Raw genomic sequence first — 26,709 nt, 5'->3', positions numbered from 1 at the left:
GCAAAAAAGATGATCGAGATAAAGGAAGTAACGAAAAGATTCAAAGATAAAAAGGTGCATGTAACTGCATTGAAGCATATATCATTTTCAGTCAGGGAAGGCCAGGTGGTTGGCCTCCTCGGAGAAAATGGGGCAGGGAAAACAACACTACTGAGGACGATTGCCACACTGTACACGCCGACAGAGGGTGCCGTTTCAGTCGGCGGCTTTGATACCGTTAAACAGCCAGATGAGGTAAAGAAGCGTATGGGCGTTCTGTTTGGCGGGGAAACCGGATTATATGACCGCCTTACGGCCAGGGAAAATCTTGAGTATTTTGCATCTCTTTACGGCCTTGGACGCCATGAAACAAAGGTCAGAATCGATGAGCTTGCAGTGATGTTCGGCATGAAAGACTATCTGAACAGGAAGGTAGGGGGATTCTCCAAAGGGATGAGGCAAAAGGTTGCCATTGCGAGGACCCTTATCCATGACCCGGAAATCATTTTGTTTGATGAACCGACAACCGGCCTTGATATCACTTCTTCAAATGTATTCAGGCAGCTTGTCAGCTCACTTAAAAGGCAGGGGAAAACAATCATCTTTTCCAGCCACATTATGGAGGAAGTGAAGATGCTCTGCGACTCAGTAGTCATGATTCATAAAGGTGAAATGGTCTATAAGGGCGGACTCGAGGATCTATACCGTGAAGAGGGAAGCTCAGATCTGAATTATATTTTTGAATCAAAATTGGTGAGGGGGAACGATTATGCTTCGTAATATTTATATAAAAGAAATGAAGGATATCTTGAGGGACCGGAGGACATTACTTTTGAGCGTCCTGCTCCCGATCCTTCTGCTGACGGGCCTTACCTTATTTTATGAGAAAATGATGTCTGATGATGGTTCAGAAACCTATACCCTAGCCATCAGCGATACTGCAGGCGAAGAAGTTAAGGAGCTTGTGTCAGGCATTCCTAACCTTGAGGTGAGTGAGTATGCCAACCCCGGGAAGGCTGTAAAAGATGGGAAGGCTCATGCAGCCATTGAATTCAGCGGCCAATTCTTTGAAAATCCGGAAGGCGGGGAGCCGGGTACCGCAGTCATTAAAGGTGACTCTCTCAGCCAGAACTCTGCTTATGTGATGTCACAGCTGGAAGGGGCTTTGAATGCGTACAGCGATACACTGGTTTCGGAAAGGCTGACAGCTGCAGGGTTGGATCCACAAGTTACTCAACCGATCGTTGTTCAGGTAACTGAAATCAATAATGAAGATGAAAATGCTGCTTCTGTCGGAATACTTGCGGGCTTCCTGCCAATGGTCATTACGATTGCAATCGCATCCGGTGCATATCCTGCTGCTTCAGATTTATTTGCAGGAGAGAAAGACAGAAAGACAATGGAGGCATTGCTGATGACACCGGTCAGCAGGATCAAGCTTCTGTTTGCCAAATGGCTCGCAATCTCCACAATCGGCATGATTGCAGGCATTGTATCAGTAGCCGCAATTGTACTGGAAACCATTTTCCTGACCGAAAAACTCAAGGCTGCCCTGGAGTTTGGGGACAATACGTTCACGATTATCGCTGTGACAATTGTGATCACCCTGCTGTTCGCCTTGTTCATGGGTGCCCTGCAAATGGTCGTCAGCATCATTGCGAAGACGGTAAAGGAAGCGCAGAATTATATTTCACCGATCATGATGCTTGCAATTGTGCCGACTCTATTCCTGAGCGGCGTAGGCATCAATGAATTGACTATGAAACATTTTCTGATCCCGTTTGTGAACATCCATGCGCTGATCAATGAACTGCTCCACGGGAGTGTCAATATGGAGAATATCCTTCTGACGCTTGCAAGTACGGCTATCTCCATTGTCCTTGTATTCATCATCTCCCGCTCATTATTCCTTAAAGATAAATGGGTGCTGAACTGATATAGTTACAGAAAGGGCGCTGCAGCTGCAGCGCCTTTTGTTTGTTTTTCAGGCATTGTGGAAAATAATATGAAAATCTGTTTCCAATATCAGATTATTTCGGTATGATAATATTTAGTATAGCGAAATATTCAAAAGACGAAAGAAGTGGAGTGGATGAATCAGGAACAGGCAGCAAAGAGAAATTTAATGATTATGTGGTTTGCCAACTTTTTTGTGGCAGCCAGCATGACAATGGTTTTGCCATTTATCTCTTTATATATAGAAACCTTCGGGGACTTTTCAGAGGAATATGTCCAGCAATGGTCAGGATGGACATTTGCAATCACTTTTGTGACTGCTTTTCTCTTTTCGCCGATTTGGGGAAGGATCGGGGATAAATACGGGCGAAAAAAAATCCTGCTTATCTCCGGTTTTGGCATGGCTGTCTCTATCTTTATGATGGGATATGTCACCAGTGTATGGCAGCTTTTCATGCTTCGATTGTTTATGGGGATGTTTACAGGCTTTATTTCCCTTTCCCAGGCGTTCATTTCTACCCAGACGCCGCAGCAGATTGCAGGAAGGGTCCTCGGCACCCTGCAGACAGGAAGCATTACCGGATCGCTGCTAGGCCCGATGCTCGGTGGGGTCCTTGCTGACTCGCTCGGATACGCGACAACCTTTCAGTGGACCTCGATTTCCATTTTTATCTCAGCAGTTCTCGTTATTTTTACGAAGGAATTCAAGGTTGACCTCAAAAAGGGTTCGAAAACGAGCTATTCCAGCAAAGAGGTCATCAAGCATATAGCGGCAAATCCGGTCCTTTTGACTGTACTCTTTATCAGCATGCTCATTCAGATTGCGCACTTCAGCATCCAGCCTATACTATCATTGTATGTGAATGAGCTTCACGGCCATGAGAACATTGCTTTCTTCTCGGGGATTGCCTTCTCAGCCGCTGGTCTTGGAAACCTGCTCATGGCAAGAAAATGGGGGAAGATCGGTGATCAGTCCGGGTATCTGAAAGTGCTGGTATTTCTGCTGTTCATGGCGGCTATCGTTTATCTGCCAGGAGCTTTTGTAACGAATATCTGGCAGCTCGTGGTCATCCGGTTCCTCCTGGGCATTGCCATTGGCGGAATCATCCCTGTCAGGATTGCCTATATCCGCCAGGAAGCACCTGTCAGCATGCAGGGAGAGGTGCTGGGATATAATACAAGCCTCCGCTTTCTCGGGAATATTATCGGGCCGGTTCTTGGCGGCTTCCTTTCCGGATATTTCGGGTTTTCGTCTGTCTTTTATGTCACAAGCTTTTTGTTGCTGATAAGCGGCGTGCTTCTCATAGCAGCGATGAACCGGAACCCTGAATTAGCGAACAACCATTAGACTCTCCTTTCAGGGGAGTTTTATTTTGGTTTTAGAATAATATTAGAATAATTTACCAATCAACGAAACTTATTAATCATCCAATTATTTCTTATATTTTTAGGGGAAACTAGGTATTTTAAATTATATGAATATATAAATAATAGTGCGAATGATTCATTGTTCGAGCCTCGAAATAAAAGTATACTCGTTATTAGACAATTTCGACTTCTAGATTTGTCAGAATAATTAGAGGGGGCTATCACATTGAAAAGAAGAAAGAAAGCTGCTTCTGCTGTATTGGCTGCAGCCATGGGGCTGAGCGTATTTTCAGCCGGTGCCTTTGCACCAGTCCAAAAAGCTCAGGCTTATAATGCTGTATCCAGCCCATATGCAGGAGCGCAGGCAGATTTAGGCATCGCCAATGATGAAAGATTAATAGAGCTTTTGAAAAAGCAGGGAAAGATTTCGAACAACGCTACCCATTCAGAAGCTGATAAGGCACTAAAAAAATTCCTGAAGGCCAAAGCAGAGAATGCAGCTAAGGTCCCTGCCGGCAAAGTAGGAAAAGAGCTGGATGTTTCTGAACAGCAGGAAAAAGGCAAATCAGGAAACGGTTTGAAAAACGGCAAGGGCAACAAGCTTGGACAAGCTAAAAAAGCGCATGTTGATCCTGTACAAAAGGAAAATTATGAAGGGGATACAAGAGAAGATAAAGTTCTTGTCCTTGCCATCGAGTTCTCGGATTATAAGCACAGCTCGATTACCAAAGAAGAATCAGACATGTTCTATGAAGATTATCCTTTAGAACATTTCCAGGATATGATCTTCGGAGAGGAAGGCTATGAAGGGCCTTCAGGCCAGAACCTCGTATCCATGAAGCAGTACTATGAACAGCAGTCCGGCGGAAGCTATACCGTGGATGGGAAGGTTGCCGGCTGGTATACAGCCGATCACCCTGCTAAATATTACGGCGAGAATGTGCCGGCACCGGACGGTAATGATAAAGCCGCCAGAAGCCTTGTAATGGAGGCATTGAATAAAGCGGCTCAGGATCCGAATGTGAACCTGACTGAGTATGATCAGTGGGACCGTGACGATTATGATGGGGACGGCGTTTATAACGAACCGGACGGCCTTATCGACCATCTTATGGTCATCCATGCAGGTGTTGGAGAAGAAGCAGGCGGAGGATCGCTTGGCGGGGATGCCATCTGGTCTCACCGTTCAAAACTTGGATCAGGCCCGGTAGCGGTTAAAGGAGCTAAATCCGACAGCGACCGCTGGGGCGGCGTATTGGGAGCCTGGGACTACACGATTGAACCTGAGGACGGGGCAGCGGGTGTGTTTGCTCACGAATATGGACATGACCTCGGCTTGCCTGATGAGTATGACACACAATATACAGGGCAGGGAGAGCCAGTAGCCTACTGGTCAATCATGTCGAGCGGAAGCTGGGCAGGAGATGTTCCTGGAACAGAGCCTACAGGATTCAGTGCCTACGCAAAACTGATGCTTCAGAATTGGCATGGGGGCAACTGGCTGTCTGGTGCGACCATTTCCTCGGAGGATGTAAATTCTAAAGGTGTGGAAGTTCTTCTTGATGAGGCTGTAACGAAAGGAAATAATAATGATGCGGTCAGAATCGATCTTCCGCAGAAAGAAAATATCGTCAATACACCAGCGAGCGGTTCATATGAGTATTTCAGCGGCAGCGGCGACGAGCTGAATAACTCAATGACAGCTTCAATCGATCTTGCCGGCGCTTCGGAGGCTGAGCTTTCCTTCAAGGCCTGGTATGACATTGAAGAAGATTGGGACTACGCTTCTGTCCAGGTCCGTGAGCAGGGGACTGAGGAATGGGTATCCATTCAGGGCAATCTTACAACAGATACAGACCCGAATAACCAAAATCCGGGCTTTGGGATTACAGGGAATTCAAATGGCTGGAAGGATGGCAGCTTTGACCTGTCTGCATTTGCAGGAAAGAAAATTGAGGTTAAATTCCATTACTACACAGATGTTGCTGCCACAATGCCAGGTTTCTATGCAGACGATATCCTTATAACAGCCGATGGAAAGGAAGTCCTGAAGGATGATGCAGAAGGAGAATCTGCATTTTCGCTGGAAGGATTCACTAAAGACCAAGGGAAATTTTATTCAGACCATTACTATCTTCTCGAATGGAGATCTCATAATGGAGTGGATGCAGGACTTGCCCATGTGCGCCGCGGCGACAGCCTGATCAGCTATGATAAAGGCCTTGTCGTATGGTATGTCGATGATTCATTCACAGATAACTGGACTGGCATTCATCCAGGCGAGGGGTATCTCGGCGTTGTGGATGCAGATCAGCATGCATTGAAGTGGAACGACGGTTCAGTTGCCAACAACCGCATTCAGATGCATGATGCAGCCTTCAGCCTGAACAAATCAAGTAAAATGCTGATAGAGTATTTAAACCAGGGGCTAAGCCTGAAGGACAACCAGACAAAACAAACGCCGTTATTCGACGACAGCGCTGACTACAGCAATCCAGGGCTCGTAGATGTGGGGCGGAAGGTGCCTCAGGAAGGGCTGAAATTCCGTGTTACAGGAGAAAGTGCTGACGGAACAGTCGGAAAGGTCCTGATCTTTAAATAATCATTTTTGAATCCAGCCTGAAGCCAGGCTGGATTTTTTTTTGTTATTAAGGAACTTATGAAATTTGTACAGCTAACACGCGGAATAGTGAATTCCTGAGTATACTGCAGCTGCGCATGGCCTGCAGTTTTTTGCAGAGGGAGGCAAAGCGGGTTCCCTCCAGAGTATTTCTGGTAATACATTGGAATATAAAATAAGGCGGTTAGCGGCCGGCATTAGAGGGAAAAGGACAATAAATCATAATCCCCATTTAAGCGGGCTGGCAGGAGTTGATGAATCACAAATGAAAAAAATGATAGCGTATTTAAAAAAACTTGGAAAGGAAATAAAAGATGACAGGGCAACAGGACTCGCAGCTGAACAGGCATATTATTATATGCTCTCCATATTCCCGATCCTCATTCTGCTGCTGTCCATCGTTCCTTATCTGAATATTGATCCGCAAAAGGCCATTTCCTTTCTGCAGACCGTCATGCCTTCCGAAACCGCAGCTGTGTTTGAAGAAAATGTGGTGAACATAGTGACACAGCCAAGCGGCGGCCTGCTGACTTTCGGTATCATTGGTACATTATGGTCGGCATCCAACGGGATGCAGGCTTTCATACGGGCGATGAATCAGGCATTTGACGTCGAGGAGACCCGTTCCTTCATCAAGGCAAGACTCATTTCGATCGGCCTTACACTCGGCCTTATTTTTTCACTGATCGTTGCCTTGGTTCTCCCGGTATTCGGAAATGTAATTTTGGATCTTGTCCAATCTTTCATCAATATCCCGGATGAAATGCAAATCCTGTTTTCGGTTCTGAGATGGGTTGTCGCCATAATCGTCATAGCGGCTGTACTCTCTGTCCTCTACAAGCTGGCGCCGAATAAGCATTATCCTTTCAAGCATGTTATACCGGGGGCGATTGCAGCAACCGTCATCTGGCAGCTGATCTCCCTTGGACTTTCCATCTATATTGGCAATTTTGCCAATTACTCAGGTACTTATGGAAGCCTTGGGGGAGTTATCGTGCTTATGCTCTGGTTCTATCTGACGGGTCTTACCCTTGTGGTAGGCGGAGAAATCAATGCTATCTATCACCGGGAGCGCGTAAGCCCTACAGTACGGGCAAAGAAGAAGGCTGCCGCTTCCTTCAACTGAAGCATAAAAAAAAGGAACCTTGGAGGTTCCTTTTTTTATGGATTAATTAAACTTGTTCACATAAGGGATGCGTTTCGTCCAAAGCTTTTTAAACAGCTTTGGAGTTTGTTTTGCCTGTACAACAACATGGTTGACTTTTTCCTTTTTCGCCTGGATATCCTGCTGAATTTCCTTTTGGTGAGCCGTGAGCTCAGTTGTCTGAGTTTTAATGTTCTCAGTCTGTTTCTGCAGCCTTGCAGCAGTCTCTGTCAGGTTTTGGATAGCGGGCTTGGAATCCTTATAAATTTTAAAGGCGCTGATGCCGAGATAAATAAGGGCCCCGGCAAAAATGGCTAAACTGATGTAGACGATGATCAAATTCTGCACCTTCCTTTCTTTATAAATTTAGTCCTTATCACTTTAATACCCATTCTGCTCAGGGTTTAACAGTGAATATGCACTGCCGTTCTGTAAAATTCAACCACGGGACGGTGCAGGCCCCGAAAACGATATCAGTAGTCTGAATTTATTTTTAAATTGACGCTTGCGGATTCTGCTTGTTAGAATGGCAACATTATATTCATAAAATATTTATTACTGTATATGTCCGGAAATAAGGTCTGGACGTTTCTACCAAGCTGCCGTAAATGGCTTGTCTACAGGTTAAGCTTTTCCCCGTATTCTTTTTTGGGGCTTCCTGTATATTTGCGCCGCGGCTTCGCTTGTAAAAGCGGGGCTTTTTTTGTTTCAGTTCTGGACAACAATAAGCCTAAAGAGAAACAACTTCAAAAATAATTCCTGCAGGAGGAGCCAAATGTCCAATTTCTTTCAATTCACTTCAAGAGGCACCACATATAGACAGGAGACGGTTGCCGGCATCACTACGTTCTTATCCATGGCTTATATCCTGATTGTCAATCCTATTATCCTGAGCCAATCCGGGATGGATAAAGGAGCTGTTTTCACAGCTACAGCTCTTTCTGCCATCATTGGTTCGCTTTTGATCGGCCTGCTTGCCAATTATCCTATCGGGATAGCGCCAAGCATGGGACTGAATTCGTTCTTTACTTTTTCTGTATGCATCGGGATGGGAATTCCTTGGCAGACAGCCTTGACAGGCGTATTTGTATCTGGTGTGCTGTTTGTTATCTTAAGTCTCCTGAAAATCCGCGAAAAAATCATTAATGTCATTCCAGGGGACCTGAAGCATGCCATTGCTGCGGGAATCGGCTTCTTCATCGCTTTTATCGGGCTGAAAAACGCCGGACTGATTGTGGGAAATGAAGCAACATTCGTATCGATCGGCAATCTGAAATCACCTGCTGTCCTTCTGGCAGTTTTCTGTTTCATCCTTACTGTTATCCTGCTTGTAAAGGGCATAAAAGGCGCAATCTTTTATGGAATGGTCGTTTCTGCTGCTGCGGGTATGATTTTTGGGGTGATTGAGTCCCCAACGCAAGTGGTTGGGCCTATCCCAAGCCTCGGACCGACCTTCGGGGAAGTGTTCTTGCATTTGGATCAGGTGTTTACGCCGGAAATGCTTGCCGTCATCTTCACATTCCTGTTCGTTGCTTTCTTTGATACCGCAGGAGCCCTGATTGCCATCGCGAGCCAGGCGGGACTGATGAAAAATAACGAAATCCCAAATGCCGGCCGGGCGCTTCTGGCTGATTCTGCTTCTACGGTTGTTGGTTCCGTCCTCGGAACTTCCACGACAGCATCCATGATTGAATCCAGCTCAGGTATTGCGGCAGGGGGCAGGACCGGATTCACTTCTGTCATCATTTCCGGGTGTTTTGCCATTGCTTTGTTCTTTTCGCCGCTGCTCGGTGTCATTACGGCTGAAGTAACCTCTCCGGCCCTTATCATTGTGGGGGCCCTTATGGCATCCGAAGTGCGGCTGATTGACTGGACCAGGCTTGAAATCGCCATACCTGCGTTTGTAACGATCCTTATGATGCCGCTCACCTTCAGTGTTGCAACAGGGATTGCATTAGGCTTCATATTATATCCGGCCGCCATGCTTGCCCTGAAAAAAGGAAAAGAAATCCACCCAATCATGTACGGGCTGTTCGTGGCCTTTCTGGCATATTTCGTCTATCTTGCCTGATGGGAATAGGGAGCATGCTGCCTGGATATAGTAAGGGGGCCGCTGTGAGCGGTCTCTATTGCTATATTTTGCCGCTGTCTGAAGTGGAGTTGCTTGACGGTGAATATTTTCTCATTATAATATCGAGGTTGTATGAACTCGATTCTTTTTTAGGAGTGGAACTTAATGGCACAGCAGACAGCAGATTTTTTTGAAATAGCAGCCGGGCGCAGGTCCGTTAAAAATTATGACCCAGAAAGCAAGCTTACGAAGGGTGAAGTGGAAGAGCTTATTGAATTGGCGGCAAAAGCGCCGTCAGCATGGAATCTGCAGCATTGGAAATTCCTTGTTTTTCATGGTGGGGAGGCACAGCAGCGCCTGCTGCCGATCGCTTACAATCAGCAGCAAATCGTGGAGGCCTCAGCTGTTTTTGCCGTGCTGGGGGATTTGGAGGCCAATAAAAACGCTGAACCGGTCTTCAGCCAGGATGTTTCTGACGGCCTTATGACGGAAGAAATCAAGCAGATTCTCATCAAGCAGGTTGAGGGAGCTTATAAAGATAAAAGTAAAGCCAGAGATGCAGCATTCAGCAATGCTTCACTGGCGGCCATGCAGCTGATGCTGGCAGCAAAAGCAAAGGGCCTGGATACGTGCCCGATCGGCGGCTTTAATGTGCCGGCATTTATTGAGGAGTTCAGTGTGTCAGACCGTTATGTCCCGATCATGCTGATCACTGTCGGAAAAGCAGCAAAGCCGGGACGGCCAACCAACCGTCTTGCCGTAGAACAAATATCAGAGTGGATTTAAGGGCCGCATGCAGAAGGACGACGCTTTTTGAGCATCGTCCTTTTTATGTATCGGCGTCTGTCGAGGAGATTCCTGTGGAGGCGGTGGCTGCACCGATAATTTTGCCTTCACCGTTCAGTAAAGGGCGGGCAAAAACGACATAGGTCAATTCTCCATCTGAGAGGGGAAATGTAATCTCCTCACGAAAACTCTTTCCGGTCTCAATCACTTTCTGCTTAAGCTGCATAAGCGCCCGGGTCCCGCTGTTGTCGGCCAGCTCATCATCGCGCATCCCAATCGACTCTTCTGAAGAAAAGTCAGCATGAGGATTGAATAGCCAGGTATATCTTAAATCAAGATCGCAGTGGGCAATGACCATGGGGGCCTGCTCCATAGCAAAACGGAAGGGACTCTCGTCTGCAAGAATGAAAGTGGAAGGGTGAAAGTCAAGGATGCCGGCTATTTTCTGTCTGATTTCTTCACTGGGATTTCTGTCGCCATTCTCAATCTGTGCATAGTACGCCCTGTCAATGAAGGATTTAGAAGCAATCTCCTCCTGTGTCATTTTTTTTCTTTTTCTCAGTGTAGTCAGCCATGTCCGGGCCTTTGATTTCTGCTTTTTCATAAGTTAACACACCATTTCCTAGGTTAGCAGTAATGTTGAGAGGAGGGCCTCACTGAGGTCCTCCTCTAATTTTTCCTTATAGTCCTTTTCTTATAGCTTTATGAAGACTATTGATATATTTGGCTTCAAGCCCAGGGAAATTATTGTGGATGATTTTTGCCTGCTCAGGGCTGATGCCTATCAGGACGGATTCTGCACCCAGCAGACTGAATTGGGAAAGGAGCTGCTGGAAAAGGATCAGTCCGTCACGCGAGATGCTGCCGACACCGTTGAAGTCAATTAAAATACGATTCACATTTGAATCATGCAGCATGTCAAGCAGCCGATCTTTATTCTGGTTGATCAGCTGTTCCGAGAGCTCTCCAAAGAGCGGGATGAGCACAAGTTCGTCTGATATATGGATGAAAGGGCTGGAAAGCTCAAGCACCTTTCTGTATGATCTTTCAGCGCTTTCCTTGCTCTCAAGCAGGTCCAGGTTAGTTTCAGCAAGCCGCTGCCTGTGCTTCTCCACTTGGCCGGCAAGAATATTTATCTTATCATCTTCCTCAATCAGCAGAAGGTGGGCAGTATCCCCGTTCCAGCTGATATGCACTGTAACTAAAGCAAAAGGGGAAGAGTGGGTTTTCATATTCAGCTCTGTCCGCTTCTTCTTTTTATTCAGGAGGACATTCTTCGCTTTTTCTGCACTTTCGTCATCAATCAGCTCCAGCAGATTTCCGGCAGGCAGAAACAAGCTGGCTGTCTCAGCAGAGCTTTCGAGTATATCAAGTTTTTCATTTATTTTAAAATAGGGCAGGGGCAATAGCTTATTATCTTGCATTCAATTCCTCTCCAAAAGGTAAAGTTGGAATCCACTGCTCAATGTCTATGAGCTCTTTCAACAGCGTTGTTTTGCTGGAGCAATGGCTGGTAAAATCGTAATATTTGAGCAGCCGGCCCCCGACAAATACCGCAGGCGAGTGCGTAAGGCTTTCAAGTTCTTTTACATAAAAGGAAAGCTTCTCGGCATGGTTGATCATGGTGAAGGACAGTCCTATTACATCAGGCTGCCACTCTTCTGCCGACTCTTTTCCTTTCTCTAAAGGAACGTTCGGGCCCAGCAGCTTTGTTTCCCATCCTTTTTCCTCAAAGATGATGGCTGCCATCTTCAAGCCGAGAAAGTGCTGTTCATTTTCAAGGCAGAAAAACATCGCTTTCCTTCCTTTTTTCGGATGGACTTCCCTGGAAACCTGATGCCTGTACCGCGAAAGCACAAAATCACATGTTGTGGTGGCTAAATGTTCATCGGCAACGGAGATTTCGTCATTCTGCCAAAGCTCGCCGACACGCTGCATGGATTTGGTAATCAGCCTTTCAAAAATTTCAAGTGTATTGGCTGAATGTTTGTGCTGGCCATATATAATCTCCCATGCTTCATCCTGGTCTCCTGACAGCAGGGCATCAGTAAGCTGTTTTGCGTATTGTTCCATTATGACCACCTTCTTCGATAAATATTGGTCGCGTGGCAAGGAAGTTCTGTCGGCTGTTCCTTCGCTGGTGCTCCTGTGCCAAATCTGTGGAAGGTGGGAGTTCAGCGTTGAAAATGTGTTAATATAATTATATTTTAAGGGCTTTATAAAGGAAACAAATAAAGGTATTGAAAGTCTGGGTTCTTAATGTTAATCAGTGTAACATATTTCTGTTCTTAATGCGGGATGCAGGATTTTACAGCAATACATTTATTTTATCTAATTGGCGAAGCTGGAAACAACTCTGATACATTCTCCAGGTGTGGCTCTCCTGCACCATAATGGAAGGCGAAAGATTCCACACGGGCTGAGGAATTGGATATGGAGAATTTTTTGGTTTAATATGAGTATAAAAGCCCGGAAGTACAGGGAGGATGTCCAGCATTGAAAGCATCCTGATTTCTATCGTTTTATCAGAGATTCGGCTGCAGTCTGTACTGATGTGCTGCAGAGTCTCATTATATTAACGGGCGGTTGTCCGGGGATGGTGTTTGAAGATGAAAATATTGGTAGTTGAAGATAATGAAAGTGTCTGCTCGATGCTTGAAATGTTTTTTATGAAAGAAGGCTATACAGGCAGGTTTGTCCACAGCGGCCAGGAGGGCTTTGATGCATTCAATAAAGAATCATGGGATCTTGTCATCGTCGATTGGATGCTGCCTGTCATGGATGGTGTTACACTCTGCCGGAAAATCAGGGAATTGAGCACAGTCCCCATTATCATGCTGACAGCGAAAGACAGTGAATCAGACCAGGTGCTCGGCCTTGAGATGGGAGCGGATGACTATGTGACAAAGCCATTCAGTCCGCTTGCCCTTATGGCCAGGATCAAGGCTGTTACAAGAAGATATCAGGCTGATTCCTCCAAGCAGGAAGAAGCAAACTATATCTCAAGCCAGTTTTTCAAAATCAGCAAGGATACGAGAGAAGTGCTCTACAAAGGCCAGCCTTTGAATAATCTTACGCCAAAGGAATTTGACCTGCTTTATTATTTTGTCAAAAACCCGCGGCAGGTTTTTTCCAGGGAGCAGCTCCTCGACCGGGTATGGGGATATCAATTTTATGGGGATGAAAGGACAGTCGATGTGCATATCAAGCGCCTGCGCAAAAAAATCGGCACCACATCCCAGCCGTTCATCCATACGGTATGGGGAATAGGCTATAAATTTGATGAATCGGAGGCCGCAGGTGAAAATTAAATATTTCTATCAGCTTCTGATCAGCCATATCAGCATACTGATCATGGCTTTCCTGTTATTGAGCCTGCTTTTTACCCAGTTCGTCCAAAATTATGTTTTTCAAAACAAGACGGAGGAGCTGAATGCATATGGCGAACAGGTGCTGAAGGAGCTTTCTGTCAGGCCGGTGGGCAATGAGCGGTTTCTGGAAGAGTACAGTCAGCTGCTGAGGGCGCGCAATATCAATTATTATCTATTTGAAGCAAATTACGGTGTCATCTATCCCCAGACGAGGGGGCTCAGTTTATTATTCACAGAAGAGGAGCGGCAAAGGCTTGCCGGCGGTCATTCAATCTCAATCAAGCATGACATCAAACGGTTTGAGCAGGAAGTGACCCTTGTAGCTATACCATATATGCATGACGGCAGAATGACAGGGGGGATTCTCCTCATGTCGCCGATTAGCGGTGCACTCCAGATGGCCAGCCAGCTGAATAAATTCCTGCTGTATACCATTGTCATCAGTCTGACCGCGACAATCCTCCTCAGCTGGGTGCTGTCCAAAAATCTCCTCAAACGCATTAAAGAATTGAGGAACGCGACCTCGATGATTTCCAAGGGGGACTATAATGTTAATATCAAAAACACCCAGTTTGATGAAATAGGGGAGCTTGCAGAAGATTTCAACCATATGGCCGCAAAGCTCAGATCATCCAATGAAGAAATCGAACGGCTTGAAAACAGGCGGAGAACGTTCATTGCAGATGTATCACATGAAATGCGGACGCCTCTCACGACCATCAGCGGCATGGCAGAAGGCCTGAAGAACAATCTCATACCTGAGCAGGAAAAGCAAAAGGGCATGGATTTGATTGACCGTGAAGCGAGAAGGCTGATCAGGCTTGTGAATGAGAATCTTGATTATGAGAAGATCCGCTCCAACCAGATCAAGCTGGACATCGGCAATATCCAGGTACTGGATCTGTTTGAAGTAGTCAAGGAGCAGCTTGATATCCAGGCTGAAGAAAAAGGGATTGAAATCGTGCTTGATGCAGATGAGGAGCTATATGTAAAAGCAGATTATGATCGCATCATCCAAATCATCATCAACATTGTCAAGAACAGCATCCAATTCACCGATGGGGGAACTGTATGGCTGAGAGGGCGGAAAGGGAATGAAGAAACTGTCATTGAGATAGAAGACACTGGGATCGGCATCGATCCAGGGGAAATTGAATCGATCTGGCACCGCTTCTATAAAGCCGATCTGTCAAGGACAAGCAGCACCTTCGGAGAATTCGGGATCGGCCTTTCCATCGTCAAACAGCTCGTCCAGCTTCATAATGGGGAGATTGAGGTAGAAAGCGAAAGAAATCAAGGGACACTCTTTAGGATCAGTTTTCCGAAATGAAGTGGTGTGACGTTGACTCCGCGAAGGGTGATAGTGGGCATATTTTGCTGCGGCTTGCATCCGGGAGTCCGGCTGGGGAACAGGAACAGTCGAAGGGAAGCTAAGTCATGCATCCGAGAGACCAGCTGGGATACATGACAAGTTGAAAAAAGCCCAGTCATGTGCGAGAGCCCGTCTGGGATACATGAGTGGTCGAAAAAAAGCCCAGTCATGTATGCGAAAGTCCAGCTGGGATACATGACCAGCCGGAAAAAAGCCCAGTTATGTATGCGGGAGCCCGTCTGGGGTACATGACAAGTTGAAAAAAAGCCCAGTCATGTATGCGAGAGTCCAGCTGGGATACATGACCAGCCGGAAAAAAGCCCAGTCATGTATGCGAGAGACCAGCTGGGATACATGATCAGCCGGAAAAAAGCCCAGTTATGTATGCGGGAGCCCGTCTGGGATACATGAGTGGTCGAAAAAAAGCCCAGTCGTGTATGCGAGAGTCCAGCTGGGATACATGATTAGCCGGAAAAAAGCCCAGTTATGTATGCGGTAGCCCGTCTGGGATACATGAGTGGTCGAAAAAAAGCCCAGTCATGTATGCGAGAGTCCGTCTGGGGTACATGACAAGTTGAAAAAAAGCCCAGTCATGTATGCGAGAGCACAGCTGGGATACATGAACAGCCGAAAAAAAGCCTGGGTCATGATCGAGAGACCGGTGGGATACATACCCAGGCAAAAGAAAAGCCAGCTGTGCTCACGTGACCAGCCTTTTTCACAATTTCCCAATAAACCAAACAAAAAACCTTTCCCGCATTGGGAAAGGTTTTTTTTCTAGGAAAGGACCTCCGACTTAGCCAGCATAATCTGCTCAGTCTGCTGTTCGACCGGCTCAGCCTGTTCCTGGAGTTTCTTTACTTCGATATACTTGATATGATGTTCTTCCATTTCAAGGATGGTGAAGTCATAGGAGTCAAAATGGATCGTATCGCCCTGCTTCGCTTCATAGTTCTCTGTCAGGATCCATCCGCCCATTGTGTCCACATCTTCATCATTAATTTCTAGTCCAAGGAGATCGTTCACTTCACTCACAAGAACTTTGGAATCAAAGATGAAATGCCCTTCATCCATTTTCCGGACCATGGGGACCTCATCATTGTCAAATTCATCGCGGATGTCGCCGACGATTTCTTCTATTATATCTTCGACGGTCACGAGGCCTGAAGTCCCGCCGTATTCATCCATCAGTATGGCCATATGGATCCGGTCTTTCTGCATTTTCACCAGAAGGTCATGAATCGGAATCGTATCGATGACCCGGATAATCGGCCGTGTATATGCTTCAAGCGTCTTGGAGGTTATTTCCCGGTCTTTGATGAAGTCAGTGATGATTTCCTTTATGTTGACCATCCCGATAATATGGTCTTTATCTCCATCGATAATCGGATACCTTGTGAACTTTTCGTCATGGACGAGCTGCAGGAAGGTTTCGAGCGTATCATCCTTGGCAAGCGAAACGATTTCCGTCCGCGGGACCATGATTTCCTTGGCAATCCTGTTATCAAACTCGAATATCTTGTTTACATACTTAAACTCAGACTGGTTGATTTCACCACTTTTATAGCTTTCGGATAAAATGATGCGCAGCTCCTCTTCAGAATGTGCCAGGTCATGCTCGGAAGCCGGCTTTAATCCAAAGAAGCCAGTGATTAAGCGTGCAGAGCCATTCAGCGCCCAGATGAAAGGGTACATGATTCTGTAGAAACCGATCAGCGGACGGGAAAATGCAAGCGTAATCCATTCAGCTTTTTGAATAGCGAGAGTCTTTGGCGCAAGTTCCCCGATCACTACGTGGAGGAACGTGATGAAGCCAAAAGCAATAGAAAAAGAAAGTATATGTGATACAGATTCCGGGATGCTGAGGTTCGTCAGCACCGGCCTTAAAATATGCTCGACTGTTGGTTCCCCGAGCCACCCAATTCCCAGCGCGGTCACGGTAATGCCAAGCTGGCAGGCGGACAGATAGCCATCCAGGTTTGTAATCACTTTCTTTGCAGCAAGTGCAGAACTGCTGCCTTCTTCTATAAGCTGGTCAATCCTTGAGCTTCTCACCCTGATGATCGCAAATTCCGAAGCGACAAAAAATGCCGTAAAAGCAATTAAAATGGCTATAATAACCAAGTTTAATATGTCCAATAAGTTTCCTTATCCCGCGTGAACGAGTAAGGAGTCACCTCCTGATAATACAAAAATATTTTAGCTTGTTAAGGTTTTAAGAGACTGGATCAAAGCCAACCCTTCCGTACTCAGCTTTTTGGAGATGTTGTTTTTTTCTTCCCCGTCCAGCTTTTGAATGAGCGGAAGGAGGGAGGAAATCTCTGTATGAAGGTGCCTTATCTGCTGTGTAACATCAAGAATCTGCTTCTCGACGGTCCCTGATGCCGCTTTCCCATCTTTCTTCAATTCCAGCTTTCTCTTAATCTCTTCAAGCGGGATGTGCAGTTTTTTGCATTCTTCAATGAATGTAAGGTCAAGGAGCACATCTTCAGAATAAAGCCTGTAATTCGATTTCGATCTTTCAGCCTTTATCAGGCCCAATGCAGTATAATAGTCAATCGTTCTTTTTGATACATTTGCAATCGCTGCTAGTTCACCAATGCGATAGAATGCCCCATCTTATCACCTCGGTATCAGATTTAAATTCTTCATTATGATGGTTTGGCTGTTCAAAAAACAAGATGTATATTTTCATAAAATTAACCATAATTATACGGTAACTTAAACCGTACAGTCAAACGTTGCGGTTGAAATGGAGTGATTACTCTTATTTTATGAGAATATATACAGCTTATGAACAATTATGAATCAATTTATCGGAAAATACAAAAAATTACACCGTAAATTCTCCGGTTTTTTTGTTCCAAAGGCTCGTTGGTCTTCTGTGCTGATTCGGGCCCATTCAGCGGCAGTTCTTAAAAAGAAGGACATCCTGGGAAGCCGCTTGTCTTGTATCAAAGTGAGTATATTCCTAATAAAATCCCGGCTTTATGGCAAAGCCTTTTGCAGAGGGATAAACCATGTGGAAGAGCTTGAAATTTCCAATGAAAAAACAGGCTGCGGATGTTTCCGGCAGCCTGTCCTCCATGATCTATTTTTGCTGGCGCTGAATGACCGGCTGCAGCTGGATCCTCAAGTCTGCCAGCAGGTCGTTCACTGTCAGCTCAGCCTCGCTTTGGCCTTTATCAAAGGCATGCTTAAGCACATCGGCAAAGCCGGGTAATTCTTCCTGTATCATCCGGAGATTTTTATCATTCATTATTTTCATGCACCTTTTCTATGGATTTCTCTTTTATTTCCCGCCTGCAGCAAAGGTTAAACTGCTATTCCCTGCAGAAAATTAGACATCGTCCCATTTAAAGTATAAATTTATAGTATAGGAAATGGCAGAAACCAGGATAGTAAGAAATAATCTCTGACTATTCTTGATATGTATTAAAGATAAGGGGTAGAGCAATGAAGTTAAATGAACTGCCGGACAGCAAACCTTCTATTAATGTACATGGCCTCGATTTCCAGTGGGATTTCAATAATGGCCAGTTCATCTTTGAAGGGGAAGACGCCGTATTATTTTGGATCAATTCAGCGATGAAGACTTTCTTTGACACCATTGAGGAAATTTCCGGTGAAGAAGCAGCCAGCGTGGTGCTGGAGACAACAGGCTACCGGATGGGACAGGTGGTCGGAGAGTATTTCGAAAAACTTAAAACTGTATCTGTTGAAGATGCAACAAAGCTGATTCCCAACACCTACGCGTCTGCTGGCTGGGGAAAAACCGTTGTAACAGAGCTTGATGAAGAGGCAAAAACAGTTACGGTGCAATTGCAGGATACGTGGGAACATAAAATCAATCTTGCCCAAAATAAAAAAACGGGCGGAACCTTCCTGCCTGCCCATTATGCCGGGATTTTTACCGGGCTGTTTGGGGAGAATATCTGGTATGAAGTAGCAGCCAGCCAGATAGAAGGCCATGACTATACCGAAGTCAAGTATTTTCCTTCTGATGTAACGGTGTCCCACAACATCCATGAGCTTTCCAGAAGGAAAGAGTCCGAGCAAATACGGGGTCTTGAGGAACTTGTCGCAGAACAGACGATGGAGCTGCATGACCTGGTCAGGCAGCTGTCTTCCCCAATCATTCCGGTTTTGGAAGGCATTGTGGTTGTACCGCTGATCGGAAAATATGATGAGAGCCGTTCAGAAGATCTGCTGACAAAGACCTTGAACAACTTGCCTAAATACCAGGCTAAATATCTTGTCCTCGATCTGACCGGACTTGATAATGATATCAGCAATTTTACAGGTGATTTCATTCATAAGCTTGGATCTGCCGCATCACTCATCGGCACAGATACCATCCTTGTCGGCATATCAGCTGAACTGGGAGTGGCCATCACTCAGTCCGGCATCAAGCTTTCGAAATATGATTGTTTCCAGACCCTTCAGCACGGCATCTATTTTGCGCTGTCCCAGATAGGCCGGAGGATTATTTGATAACGGAAAAAGCCAGCATTGCTGGCTTTTTGTTTTGCCGATTAATATTTCCATTCTTCCGCTAGAAGCCCGTAAACCACCAGATCGTGGTAATGCCCATTAAGGAACTCTCCCTGCCTGATGATTCCCTCCTGTGTGAACCCCAGCCGCTCAGGGACAGCCCTGCTCTTATGGTTCCTGATCCCGCATCTGATCTCAATCCGGTTCAAACGCAGGTCATTAAAAGCATAATTGATCATTGCCTGGACTGTCCTTGTCATGATTCCTTTTCCCTGAAATCCTTCGGCCAGATAATAGCCTATGCTCATTTGCCTGCTTGCCCAGTCAATTTGGTGGATGCCGGCGGCTCCTGCCAGTATCCCCTTATACCTTATACCAGTGTTGAAGCCATTGTTTTCGGCAAATTGCTTCAGCCACAAAGGGATGATGCTGTGATATTGCGCGGGAGAGGTCATGCTGTCTACCCAGGGAAGCCATTCCCTTAGATGGTTCCTGCTGCCGTCCACCAAACCATAAAGCTCGTCGGCATGATGCAGCTGAAACAGCTGAAGCCGGATGTCATTATCAACTTCTAGTGTAAACAAATCTTCGCCCCCTCTTTTTCTAAAGTTTGAATTATCCGGAAGCATTGCCTGACAATCCAATCATACACAGGAAAGCGGAGCTGCGTAAATTTTCTTTCATTTATTCGCAGCCGGAATCTGCTGCTCTTTCGCCGGTATGCAGAGGCAGAGTCATGCTGAAAATGGTTTTATCATAGTCTGATTCACAGGAAAGGAAGCCTTTATGCTTTTCAATGATTTCCCGGCAGACAAAAAGTCCCAGCCCGGTTCCCAGTTTTTTGGTCGTAACAAAAGGTTCAAAAATGGAACTTAGCAGATGCTCAGGTATTTGAGGGCCATTATTTCTGATTTCGAGCCGTACATAAGAGTCTGAAGTCATGAATGAGATAATTTCAATGAGCGGATCTTCCCTATAGGGGTTCAAGACATCGATGGCATTAAAGATGATATTGATAAGCACCTGGCGGATTTCATCTTCATAGCCGCAAAGATGGGTGCTCTCATCGACTTCCTTTATAATACGGACTTTGGCATCCAATATGCTTGGATACAGGAAAATCAGTACCTCTTCAACCAAACTGTTCAGGTTGAAGGTGGTTTTTTCCTTTCCGATAAGCTCCTTCTTGGATAATAGCAGGAATTGTGAGATACGGAAATTGAGCTGTTCAAGCTCATTTGAAATGATATCTAAATAATTCATGGGAGGGTTTTCAGCTTTAAGCAATTGAACAAAACCCTGGATGGAAGTCAGCGGATTCCTGAATTCATGTATAAAGCTGGATGTCATTTGTCCCAGAAGAGTAAGGCGGTCTTTATGGGTTGAATTGATGAATTCCGTTTTTTCATCAATGATCTTATTCTTGGCATCTGTATAATGGCTGACAGCATAATAAAGAAATTTGTCAAAACATACATTGATCCTGTCAATCCATTTCTGCAGATCATCCCAGTGGACGTCAACCCGGTTGAGATTTTTATAGATGATGGAACGGCCCATATTTACATTGTAGACAAATTCGCCGATGTTGATATTGGCCTTTACACGCTGAGAGGCAATTTTGATGGCGAGCTGCTGAAGATAGACATCCAGATCCTGTTCTGACTTGGACAAACTGGTCAAGATCAGGCTGAACATGGCTTCACCGTTTTCTCTTATATAATCTTTGAAAGGATCTGTCTCTGTTAAGACAATCTCTTTATTCCATTGCTCCAGAAGAATATGCTTCTCTCTTTCAAGAAAGTCAAGCAGCTTTTGATTTGATAGTGATAACATTTTACCCTCCGCCTATCTTTTTGACTATTAACCTTGCTGTAATAACATTCGCCTATAATGGGATAAATCCTCCGGAATTTTCTTGGGAATTTACAGAAATTTATCGAAAGATCGGGGATTGGATGACAAAGTGTAAAATTATGATAGTTTATGTAAAATACTGGATGGCTGGTGTGTCCTATTAAAAAAGCCTCAGTTTAATCTGAATGGTGAAGGGCATAAAAAAGTACAGGCATTTATCAAATTCATAAATATAAAAGTTATACCTGCTTTTATAATGTGTTAGAATTGGTGTAATATTACACTTGAAAAGGGTGGCGCGAATATTGACACGAGAAGAGATTATCATGAAGGTTTCAGAAAAGCTCCGCCTTATTCGTACAGAGGCAGGCTATACCCAGGATAAGATGGCGGAAATTATCGGGATCTCCAAAAAAACACTTGTTCAGATTGAAAAGGGCAGAGCTTATGCGGGCTGGTCCACAGTAGTGGCTGTCTGTGCCCTGTTCCGTGAAACCGAAACCGTGCAATTTCTATTTGGAAACGAACCGCTTGAAGTGCTTGAAACCATTGCAAGGGAAGGTATTGATTATCGTAAAGAAAAAACCCTTGGAGGCAAAATATGGTGGAGAGAGGTCGAAAAAAGAGGCAGATTTATGCTTCAGCAGAATATCATCAGCCAGCATTTCCGGATTATAGATGAAGACCTGTACAGAGTCTACAGCAGTTTTGATGAAGAAGAATCAAAAGAGCGTTTTTTCGAGATTGCAAGAGGGGCAGATGCGGACAAGTAACCCTGACTGTGCCTGTGAATGGAGAGAGAAAGAAACGCTAAGATACTGGGTATCTTAGCGTTTTTTGTATGAGCCGGAAATGATTATTTCGCAATCAGCACAGGGCACGGAGCCTGTTTGGCGATGTTGCTGCTGACGCTTCCCAGGAACATCCGCTTCAGCCCGCCTTTGCCGGAGTTTCCGACAATGATCAGATCGGCTCCTTCTGCCGAAGCGTAATCACAGATGCTTTCTGCAGGGCTGCCGTCAAGAGAATCATATTTTGCCTGGATATTATGGGGTTCAAGCTCCTGTTTGGCTTTATAGAATGCGTCATCCACGCTGTTTGAGATAATGGCGTGTGTTGGCGGGTTGGGATCATCATGCCTGATCGACATAGGCGGAATCTGGATCCCTTCCAGCATATATCCGTTTGTTCTTATCGGCTCCACTCTCTTTTCATTATCAGTCATTACGTTTTCTACCTTTTCGTCATAGACATTTGCAACCAGTACATGTGCCTCCGGGTTTCCTTTTGCCATCTGAACGGCAAGCTGCAGTGCCTTATTGCTGCCTTCGGTATCATCATAGCCGACTACAATCCGATTGAATTGGTTCATTGTCATCATCCTTTCTTAATAGGAGAGTTGTGATTATTTTCTATTTACCCATATTTCCGATAAAAGAATCCTGCCTGTTTGAGCGGCATCAAAATTTTGTACCCCTATAAAAGGGGGAACACTTTCGGATTATATAAAAGTGCCCAAACTGCTAATAAGGATAATTATGGTTTATATCCCATCATTTTTGAGTAAAAGTCTTTAAGAAAATTGTTTACAGTATGATAAGAAGTCACCAAGAAGTTTCAATAAAGGTTGTGATTAAATGAGCAATACAAGAGAAGGCAGAAATAAACAAAATCGAATCTATAGACTAAAACGGATTTTACAAATCGTCCTTTTATTTTCTTCTACATCGATCCTCGGCTTCCTTAGTTTCTTTTACTTTCAAGGCAAGGACGCGGATATCAGCAATCTGGAGGACGGGATGTCACAGCCCACGGTCATTTACGATTACAGCGGGGAACAGGCAAGCAAAATTTCAGCAAGCAAAAATGAAGGCCTCCGTGCCGACCAGATCCCTGACAGCCTGAAAAATGCCGTGGTCGCAATAGAAGATAAAAGATTTTATGAACATAGCGGCATTGACTACAAAGGCATTATGAGAGCGCTGTTCACTAATATCAAAGCTGGCGGTGTGGTCGAAGGCGGGAGCACCATTACACAGCAGCTGACGAAGAATGCGCTGCTCACCCATGAAAAAACATACAAGCGGAAGATGGAAGAGTTTTTCCTGGCAAGGGAAATAGATAAGAAATATTCAAAGGAAGAAATCCTTCAGATGTATTTGAATCAGATTTATTTCGGGGAAGGGGCATGGGGGGTCAAAAATGCTGCCCTTAAATACTTTGGCAAAGATGCCGAAGATCTGACCATAAGCGAGTCGGCCATTCTGGCGGGAATCATCAAGGCCCCCTCTGCCCTGAATCCAATCGGCCATCCTGAAGAGGCGGTAGAACGGCGGGATACGGTCCTGCTTCAAATGAAGGAGCAGAACTATATTTCTGCCAGTGAATTTGAACAAGCCAAAGCAGAGCCGCTTGCTCTCAATGACAGGGGCGGCGATCCACTGAAAGGAAAGTTCCCTTATTATGTTGATCATGTTCTGGATGAAGCAATCGAATTATATGGACTGACACAGGATGAATTATTGACAGAGGGATACAGGATCTATACTGAACTTGACCCGGAAATGCAGGCAGCCGCAGAAGAAATCTACCAAAGAGATGATCTTTTCCCGCAAGGAAAAGAAGATCAGATCGTCCAGAGCGGAGCTGTGCTGGTGGATCCTGAATCAGGCGGTGTCCGTGCTTTGGTCGGCGGACGAGGCGAGCATGTCTTCAGGGGCTTCAACCGGGCCACCCAGCTGAAGCGCCAGCCCGGCTCAGCTATGAAGCCTTTGGCTGCTTATGCGCCGGCTCTGGAAGAGGGATGGAAGGCAACAGACCAGGTAAAAGATGAGAAAATGAGCTTCGGCGGCTATGAACCAGGCAATTATAATGGACAGTACCGCGGGCAGGTGCCAATGTACGAGGCCGTCAAAGATTCGCTTAATCTTCCGGCGGTATGGATACTTAATGAAATCGGCATTGAAGCGGGGATTGAAGCATCCAAGCGGTTTGGAATCCCTCTGGAGGAGAGCGACAGAGATCTTGGGATTGCTCTTGGGGGATTGTCATCAGGTGTGTCTCCGCTGGAGATGGCCGGTGCTTATGCGGCATTTGCCAATGACGGTGTAAGGGAAGAGGCCCATGCAATCATAAAGATCGAAGATGCCCAAGGAAATGTAATAGCCGAACGGGAAGAAAAGTCTGTGCAGGCAGTTTCTAAAGAAGCAGCAGAACAAATGACAACCATGCTTCTGGGGGTAGTGGAGCAGGGAACCGGGAAGGCAGCAGGCATTCCTGGAAGGGAGACGGCCGGGAAGACAGGCTCGACCCAGGTGCCGATAGAGGGGATAGATGGCGTAAAGGACCAATGGTTCACCGGCTATACACCTCAGCTTGCCGGTGCTGTATGGGTCGGTTATGACCATACAGATGAAAACCACTATTTAACAACGACAAGCAGTGAAGGCGCGGCCCCGATCTTCCGGGAGCTGATGGCGGCTGCTCTTGAAGGGCAGGATGCTGAATCCTTCAATGTTCCGCATATCTCTTATTATATTGAACAAAAAGAGAAAGAAGAAAGATGGAAGAGGGCCAGAGAATGGGAGGAGAATTTAAGGAAGGAAGCCGAGAAGTGGCAGGAAAAGCTGCGTGAAGAAAAAGGGAAATGGGAAGACCGCTTAAAGGGCAGGGATAAGGAAAAAGAGAAAGAGAAAGAGAAAGAGAAAGAGAAAGAGAAAGAGAAAAAGCATGAAGATTAAAATAAAAAAGAGCCGGTCGGCTCTTTTTTTTGCTGTCGTTAGAACAGCCAGCTTACAAGTGCGCCAATCACAACGATGGCGCCGATTATCATAAGAATCGTCCGGATCATTATAGGTTCACTGCCTTTCTGGGAATTAAACGGTTTCCGTCATTAATGGCTGGTCAGCCTTTTTGAATGCAGATACACGGTTTGCGCAAGTTTCTTTGATTTTAGCGAGATGCTTCCTTGCCTGCACCCCTTCGACAATCACTTTAATGGATGTATTCGCCTTTTGGGTCAGCAGGAAGGAAACCAGCTTTGGCATATTGGAAGCATCAACTGACTTCTGATTGCAATAGATGATTGTGTTGCCTTTATATTGCTTAGCGGCCTGATAGATTTCAAGCATATCTTTCATTGTAAAATGTCTATCCAGGTTAATGTTTGTAGAGATGATTTCTTTCATAATGGTTCAGTTCTCCTTTATAGTATATTTATAGTTTTTGTTTGTTTTTTTATTGTTTATTGTTACTTGAGATTTACCCCGGCTCCCGAAGTCTAAACATGTCAAAATGATGACAGGGCTTCTCTATTTTTCCAGTAGAAGCTGCTGGATAAGGCATAAGATTTGCCGGCTGGTGAAGTCAGGTTTAAGATAAATGCATAATCATTCTGAATAATGAGGCATTTATCATGGAGGGGGACAAGAGGTTGCTGACTCTCATCAGAAACGGGAATGTATATGCACCTGATCATATAGGAAAGAAAGATATACTGCTTACAGGGAATAAGATTGGCTATATAAAGGATCATATCGATCTGCCTGAAGGCTTTGCAGATATCAGGATAATAGAGGCAGAGGGAAAGCTGGTAGTACCCGGCTTCATTGATGCACACGTCCATATCATAGGTGGTGGCGGCGAGGGCGGCTACCGGACAAGGACTCCTGAGCTGCAGCTGACCGATGCTACTCTGGCAGGCATTACCACCATTGTGGGCGTAATCGGAACAGATGGTACCACCAGGACGATGCCCAGCCTGATTGCCAAAGCAAGGGCGCTGGATGAAGAAGGAATCACCTGCTATGCCCAGACAGGATCCTATCAGGTGCCGGTAAAGACACTCACTGGGAAAATTGAAGATGATATCATCCTGATTGATAAAATAATCGGGGCAGGAGAAATTGCCATCAGCGATCACCGTTCTTCCCAGCCTACCGTAGAGGAGCTCGCCAAAATAGCATCTGCAGCCCGGATCGGGGGAATGCTTTCAGGCAAAGCCGGGATCGTCAACATCCATGTTGGCGACAGCTATGATCATTTGAAGCTGATTGAAGATGTGGTGGAACAGACTGATATTCCGCTCCGCCAATTTTACCCGACACATATCAACCGCAATCCCCACCTCTTTGAAGAGGGCATCCGATATGCCAAAAGGGGGGGCTATGTTGATTTTACAACCAGCTCCATTCCTAAGTTCCAGGAGGAAGGGGAGGTTAAATGCAGCAGGGGATTGAAAAGGATGCTTGCCGCAGGGGTCGGAATATCACAGATTACTTTTACCTCTGACGCCCAGGGCAGCCTGCCGGATTTTAACGAGGCAGGAGAACTGATCGGCATGAAGGTCGGAAAGATATCCTCTTTATATAGTGAAGTCCGTGACAGCATCCTTCTTGAAGATATCCCGCTTGACCAGGCAATCAGGGTCATAACCAAAAATCCGGCAGACATTTTGAAGCTGCCTCATAAAGGGGCGATTGAAGCAGGCAGGGATGCAGACCTGGTCATGCTGGATCCGGACGATTATCAGATTGATACCGTCATAGCCCTTGGCAGGACCATGGTAGAAGGCGGACAGGCTATTGTCAAAGGAACTTTTGAATAAACCTGTAAAGAGCAGACTGAAGATTTTCATTCAGTCTGCTTTTTCTGCTGCAAGCTATAAGAATAACTGGCCTTTTTTGAGAAACA

General features: G+C 45.6%; 24 protein-coding genes and 1 riboswitch. Of the genes, 13 read left to right on the top strand and 11 right to left on the bottom strand.

Going from position 1 to position 26,709, the window contains the following annotated elements; genetic code table 11:
* Positions 1-9 precede the first annotated feature (9 nt).
* The 5 genes from RBB45_RS07960 (at position 10) to RBB45_RS07940 (ending at position 7,049) form a co-directional block, all read left to right on the top strand.
* Positions 10-759, top strand: coding sequence for an ATP-binding cassette domain-containing protein (locus RBB45_RS07960; protein ID WP_022543542.1), 750 nt, complete (start codon positions 10-12; stop codon positions 757-759).
* Positions 749-1,915 carry an ABC transporter permease gene (locus tag RBB45_RS07955; RefSeq protein WP_009795099.1) on the top strand — a complete coding sequence of 389 codons (1,167 nt, stop codon included), beginning with the start codon at positions 749-751 and terminating at the stop codon, positions 1,913-1,915. Before RBB45_RS07960 ends, RBB45_RS07955 begins: the two co-directional genes overlap by 11 nt.
* A gap of 156 nt (positions 1,916-2,071) precedes the next feature.
* A complete protein-coding gene (locus RBB45_RS07950) occupies positions 2,072-3,283 on the top strand; it encodes an MFS transporter (protein ID WP_306009404.1) in 1,212 nt (403 codons plus the stop codon).
* A gap of 291 nt (positions 3,284-3,574) precedes the next feature.
* Entirely contained in the window at positions 3,575-5,905 is a 2,331-nt protein-coding gene (locus RBB45_RS07945; protein ID WP_371931561.1) for an immune inhibitor A domain-containing protein, read from the top strand.
* Between the two features lie 283 nt (positions 5,906-6,188).
* Positions 6,189-7,049, top strand: coding sequence for a YihY/virulence factor BrkB family protein (locus RBB45_RS07940; RefSeq protein WP_094768457.1), 861 nt, complete (start codon positions 6,189-6,191; stop codon positions 7,047-7,049).
* Positions 7,050-7,091: 42 nt separating this feature from the next.
* Here the strand turns inward: RBB45_RS07940 and RBB45_RS07935 are convergent, their stop codons facing one another.
* Entirely contained in the window at positions 7,092-7,406 is a 315-nt protein-coding gene (locus RBB45_RS07935) for a DUF948 domain-containing protein (RefSeq protein WP_022543543.1), read from the bottom strand.
* Positions 7,407-7,605: 199 nt separating this feature from the next.
* A riboswitch (purine riboswitch) is annotated at positions 7,606-7,707 on the top strand.
* Between the two features lie 135 nt (positions 7,708-7,842).
* Here RBB45_RS07935 and RBB45_RS07930 point away from each other — a divergent pair.
* On the top strand, positions 7,843-9,138 hold the full coding sequence (locus tag RBB45_RS07930; RefSeq protein WP_094768335.1) for an NCS2 family permease: 1,296 nt from the start codon (positions 7,843-7,845) through the stop codon (positions 9,136-9,138).
* 165 nt (positions 9,139-9,303) lie between these two features.
* Positions 9,304-9,924, top strand: coding sequence for a nitroreductase family protein (locus RBB45_RS07925; RefSeq protein ID WP_148950886.1), 621 nt, complete (start codon positions 9,304-9,306; stop codon positions 9,922-9,924).
* Positions 9,925-9,967: 43 nt separating this feature from the next.
* On the opposite strand, the gene RBB45_RS07920 is transcribed toward RBB45_RS07925, so the two are convergent.
* The 3 genes from RBB45_RS07920 to RBB45_RS07910 all read right to left on the bottom strand — a co-directional run bounded on the left by RBB45_RS07920 (position 9,968) and on the right by RBB45_RS07910 (position 11,997).
* Positions 9,968-10,528 (bottom strand): helix-turn-helix domain-containing protein, encoded by a 561-nt coding sequence (locus RBB45_RS07920; protein WP_129613563.1) that lies wholly within the window; start codon positions 10,526-10,528, stop codon positions 9,968-9,970.
* A 76-nt stretch (positions 10,529-10,604) separates the two neighbouring features.
* Positions 10,605-11,348: an STAS domain-containing protein gene (locus RBB45_RS07915; protein ID WP_101551032.1), complete on the bottom strand. Its 744-nt coding sequence runs from the start codon at positions 11,346-11,348 to the stop codon at positions 10,605-10,607.
* Positions 11,338-11,997, bottom strand: coding sequence for a cobalamin B12-binding domain-containing protein (locus RBB45_RS07910; RefSeq protein WP_306009403.1), 660 nt, complete (start codon positions 11,995-11,997; stop codon positions 11,338-11,340). Before RBB45_RS07910 ends, RBB45_RS07915 begins: the two co-directional genes overlap by 11 nt.
* 536 nt (positions 11,998-12,533) lie before the next feature.
* Between RBB45_RS07910 and RBB45_RS07905 the strand changes: the two genes are divergently transcribed.
* Entirely contained in the window at positions 12,534-13,235 is a 702-nt protein-coding gene (locus tag RBB45_RS07905) for a response regulator transcription factor (RefSeq protein ID WP_009795111.1), read from the top strand.
* Positions 13,225-14,625 (top strand): HAMP domain-containing sensor histidine kinase, encoded by a 1,401-nt coding sequence (locus RBB45_RS07900; protein WP_306009402.1) that lies wholly within the window; start codon positions 13,225-13,227, stop codon positions 14,623-14,625. Before RBB45_RS07905 ends, RBB45_RS07900 begins: the two co-directional genes overlap by 11 nt.
* An 819-nt stretch (positions 14,626-15,444) precedes the next feature.
* Here the strand turns inward: RBB45_RS07900 and RBB45_RS07895 are convergent.
* From RBB45_RS07895 to RBB45_RS07885, 3 genes are all read right to left on the bottom strand, one after another.
* On the bottom strand, positions 15,445-16,806 hold the full coding sequence (locus tag RBB45_RS07895; protein WP_022543546.1) for a hemolysin family protein: 1,362 nt from the start codon (positions 16,804-16,806) through the stop codon (positions 15,445-15,447).
* 60 nt (positions 16,807-16,866) lie between these two features.
* On the bottom strand, positions 16,867-17,268 hold the full coding sequence (locus RBB45_RS07890; RefSeq protein WP_083783130.1) for a MerR family transcriptional regulator: 402 nt from the start codon (positions 17,266-17,268) through the stop codon (positions 16,867-16,869).
* Positions 17,269-17,758: 490 nt separating this feature from the next.
* Positions 17,759-17,926 carry a YwzD family small protein gene (locus RBB45_RS07885; protein ID WP_022543547.1) on the bottom strand — a complete coding sequence of 56 codons (168 nt, stop codon included), beginning with the start codon at positions 17,924-17,926 and terminating at the stop codon, positions 17,759-17,761.
* Between the two features lie 197 nt (positions 17,927-18,123).
* Between RBB45_RS07885 and RBB45_RS07880 the strand changes: the two genes are divergently transcribed.
* Entirely contained in the window at positions 18,124-19,161 is a 1,038-nt protein-coding gene (locus tag RBB45_RS07880; protein ID WP_224949896.1) for an STAS domain-containing protein, read from the top strand.
* A 41-nt stretch (positions 19,162-19,202) separates the two neighbouring features.
* Here the strand turns inward: RBB45_RS07880 and RBB45_RS07875 are convergent, their stop codons facing one another.
* Both RBB45_RS07875 and RBB45_RS07870 read right to left on the bottom strand, forming a co-directional pair.
* The gene (locus RBB45_RS07875; protein WP_224949899.1) at positions 19,203-19,745 is read right to left on the bottom strand and encodes a GNAT family N-acetyltransferase; all 543 of its coding nucleotides are present in this window, start codon (positions 19,743-19,745) and stop codon (positions 19,203-19,205) included.
* A 100-nt stretch (positions 19,746-19,845) separates the two neighbouring features.
* Complete coding sequence (locus RBB45_RS07870; protein ID WP_009795121.1) at positions 19,846-20,997, bottom strand: histidine kinase N-terminal domain-containing protein; 1,152 nt, start codon at positions 20,995-20,997, stop codon at positions 19,846-19,848.
* Between the two features lie 326 nt (positions 20,998-21,323).
* On the opposite strand from RBB45_RS07870, the gene RBB45_RS07865 reads away from it, so the two are divergent.
* Positions 21,324-21,791, top strand: coding sequence for a helix-turn-helix transcriptional regulator (locus tag RBB45_RS07865; protein WP_035403123.1), 468 nt, complete (start codon positions 21,324-21,326; stop codon positions 21,789-21,791).
* 83 nt (positions 21,792-21,874) lie between these two features.
* Here RBB45_RS07865 and RBB45_RS07860 read toward each other — a convergent pair whose 3' ends face one another.
* On the bottom strand, positions 21,875-22,390 hold the full coding sequence (locus RBB45_RS07860) for a universal stress protein (RefSeq protein ID WP_306009401.1): 516 nt from the start codon (positions 22,388-22,390) through the stop codon (positions 21,875-21,877).
* Positions 22,391-22,655: 265 nt separating this feature from the next.
* Between RBB45_RS07860 and RBB45_RS07855 the strand changes: the two genes are divergently transcribed.
* Positions 22,656-24,758 carry a transglycosylase domain-containing protein gene (locus RBB45_RS07855; RefSeq protein WP_306009400.1) on the top strand — a complete coding sequence of 701 codons (2,103 nt, stop codon included), beginning with the start codon at positions 22,656-22,658 and terminating at the stop codon, positions 24,756-24,758.
* Between the two features lie 135 nt (positions 24,759-24,893).
* On the opposite strand, the gene RBB45_RS07850 is transcribed toward RBB45_RS07855, so the two are convergent.
* Positions 24,894-25,205 carry an HPr family phosphocarrier protein gene (locus tag RBB45_RS07850; RefSeq protein ID WP_009795126.1) on the bottom strand — a complete coding sequence of 104 codons (312 nt, stop codon included), beginning with the start codon at positions 25,203-25,205 and terminating at the stop codon, positions 24,894-24,896.
* A gap of 245 nt (positions 25,206-25,450) precedes the next feature.
* Between RBB45_RS07850 and iadA the strand changes: the two genes are divergently transcribed.
* The gene (gene iadA / locus RBB45_RS07845; RefSeq protein WP_306009399.1) at positions 25,451-26,623 is read left to right on the top strand and encodes a beta-aspartyl-peptidase; all 1,173 of its coding nucleotides are present in this window, start codon (positions 25,451-25,453) and stop codon (positions 26,621-26,623) included.
* Positions 26,624-26,709: the final 86 nt, after the last annotated feature.

The sequence above is a fragment of the Bacillus sp. MMSF_3328 genome, assembly GCF_030733525.1.
Lineage (GTDB): Bacteria > Bacillota > Bacilli > Bacillales > Cytobacillaceae > Bacillus_AB > Bacillus_AB infantis.
Note: the sequence above shows the minus strand (reverse complement) of the source record. Positions and strands in the feature narration are given on the sequence as shown.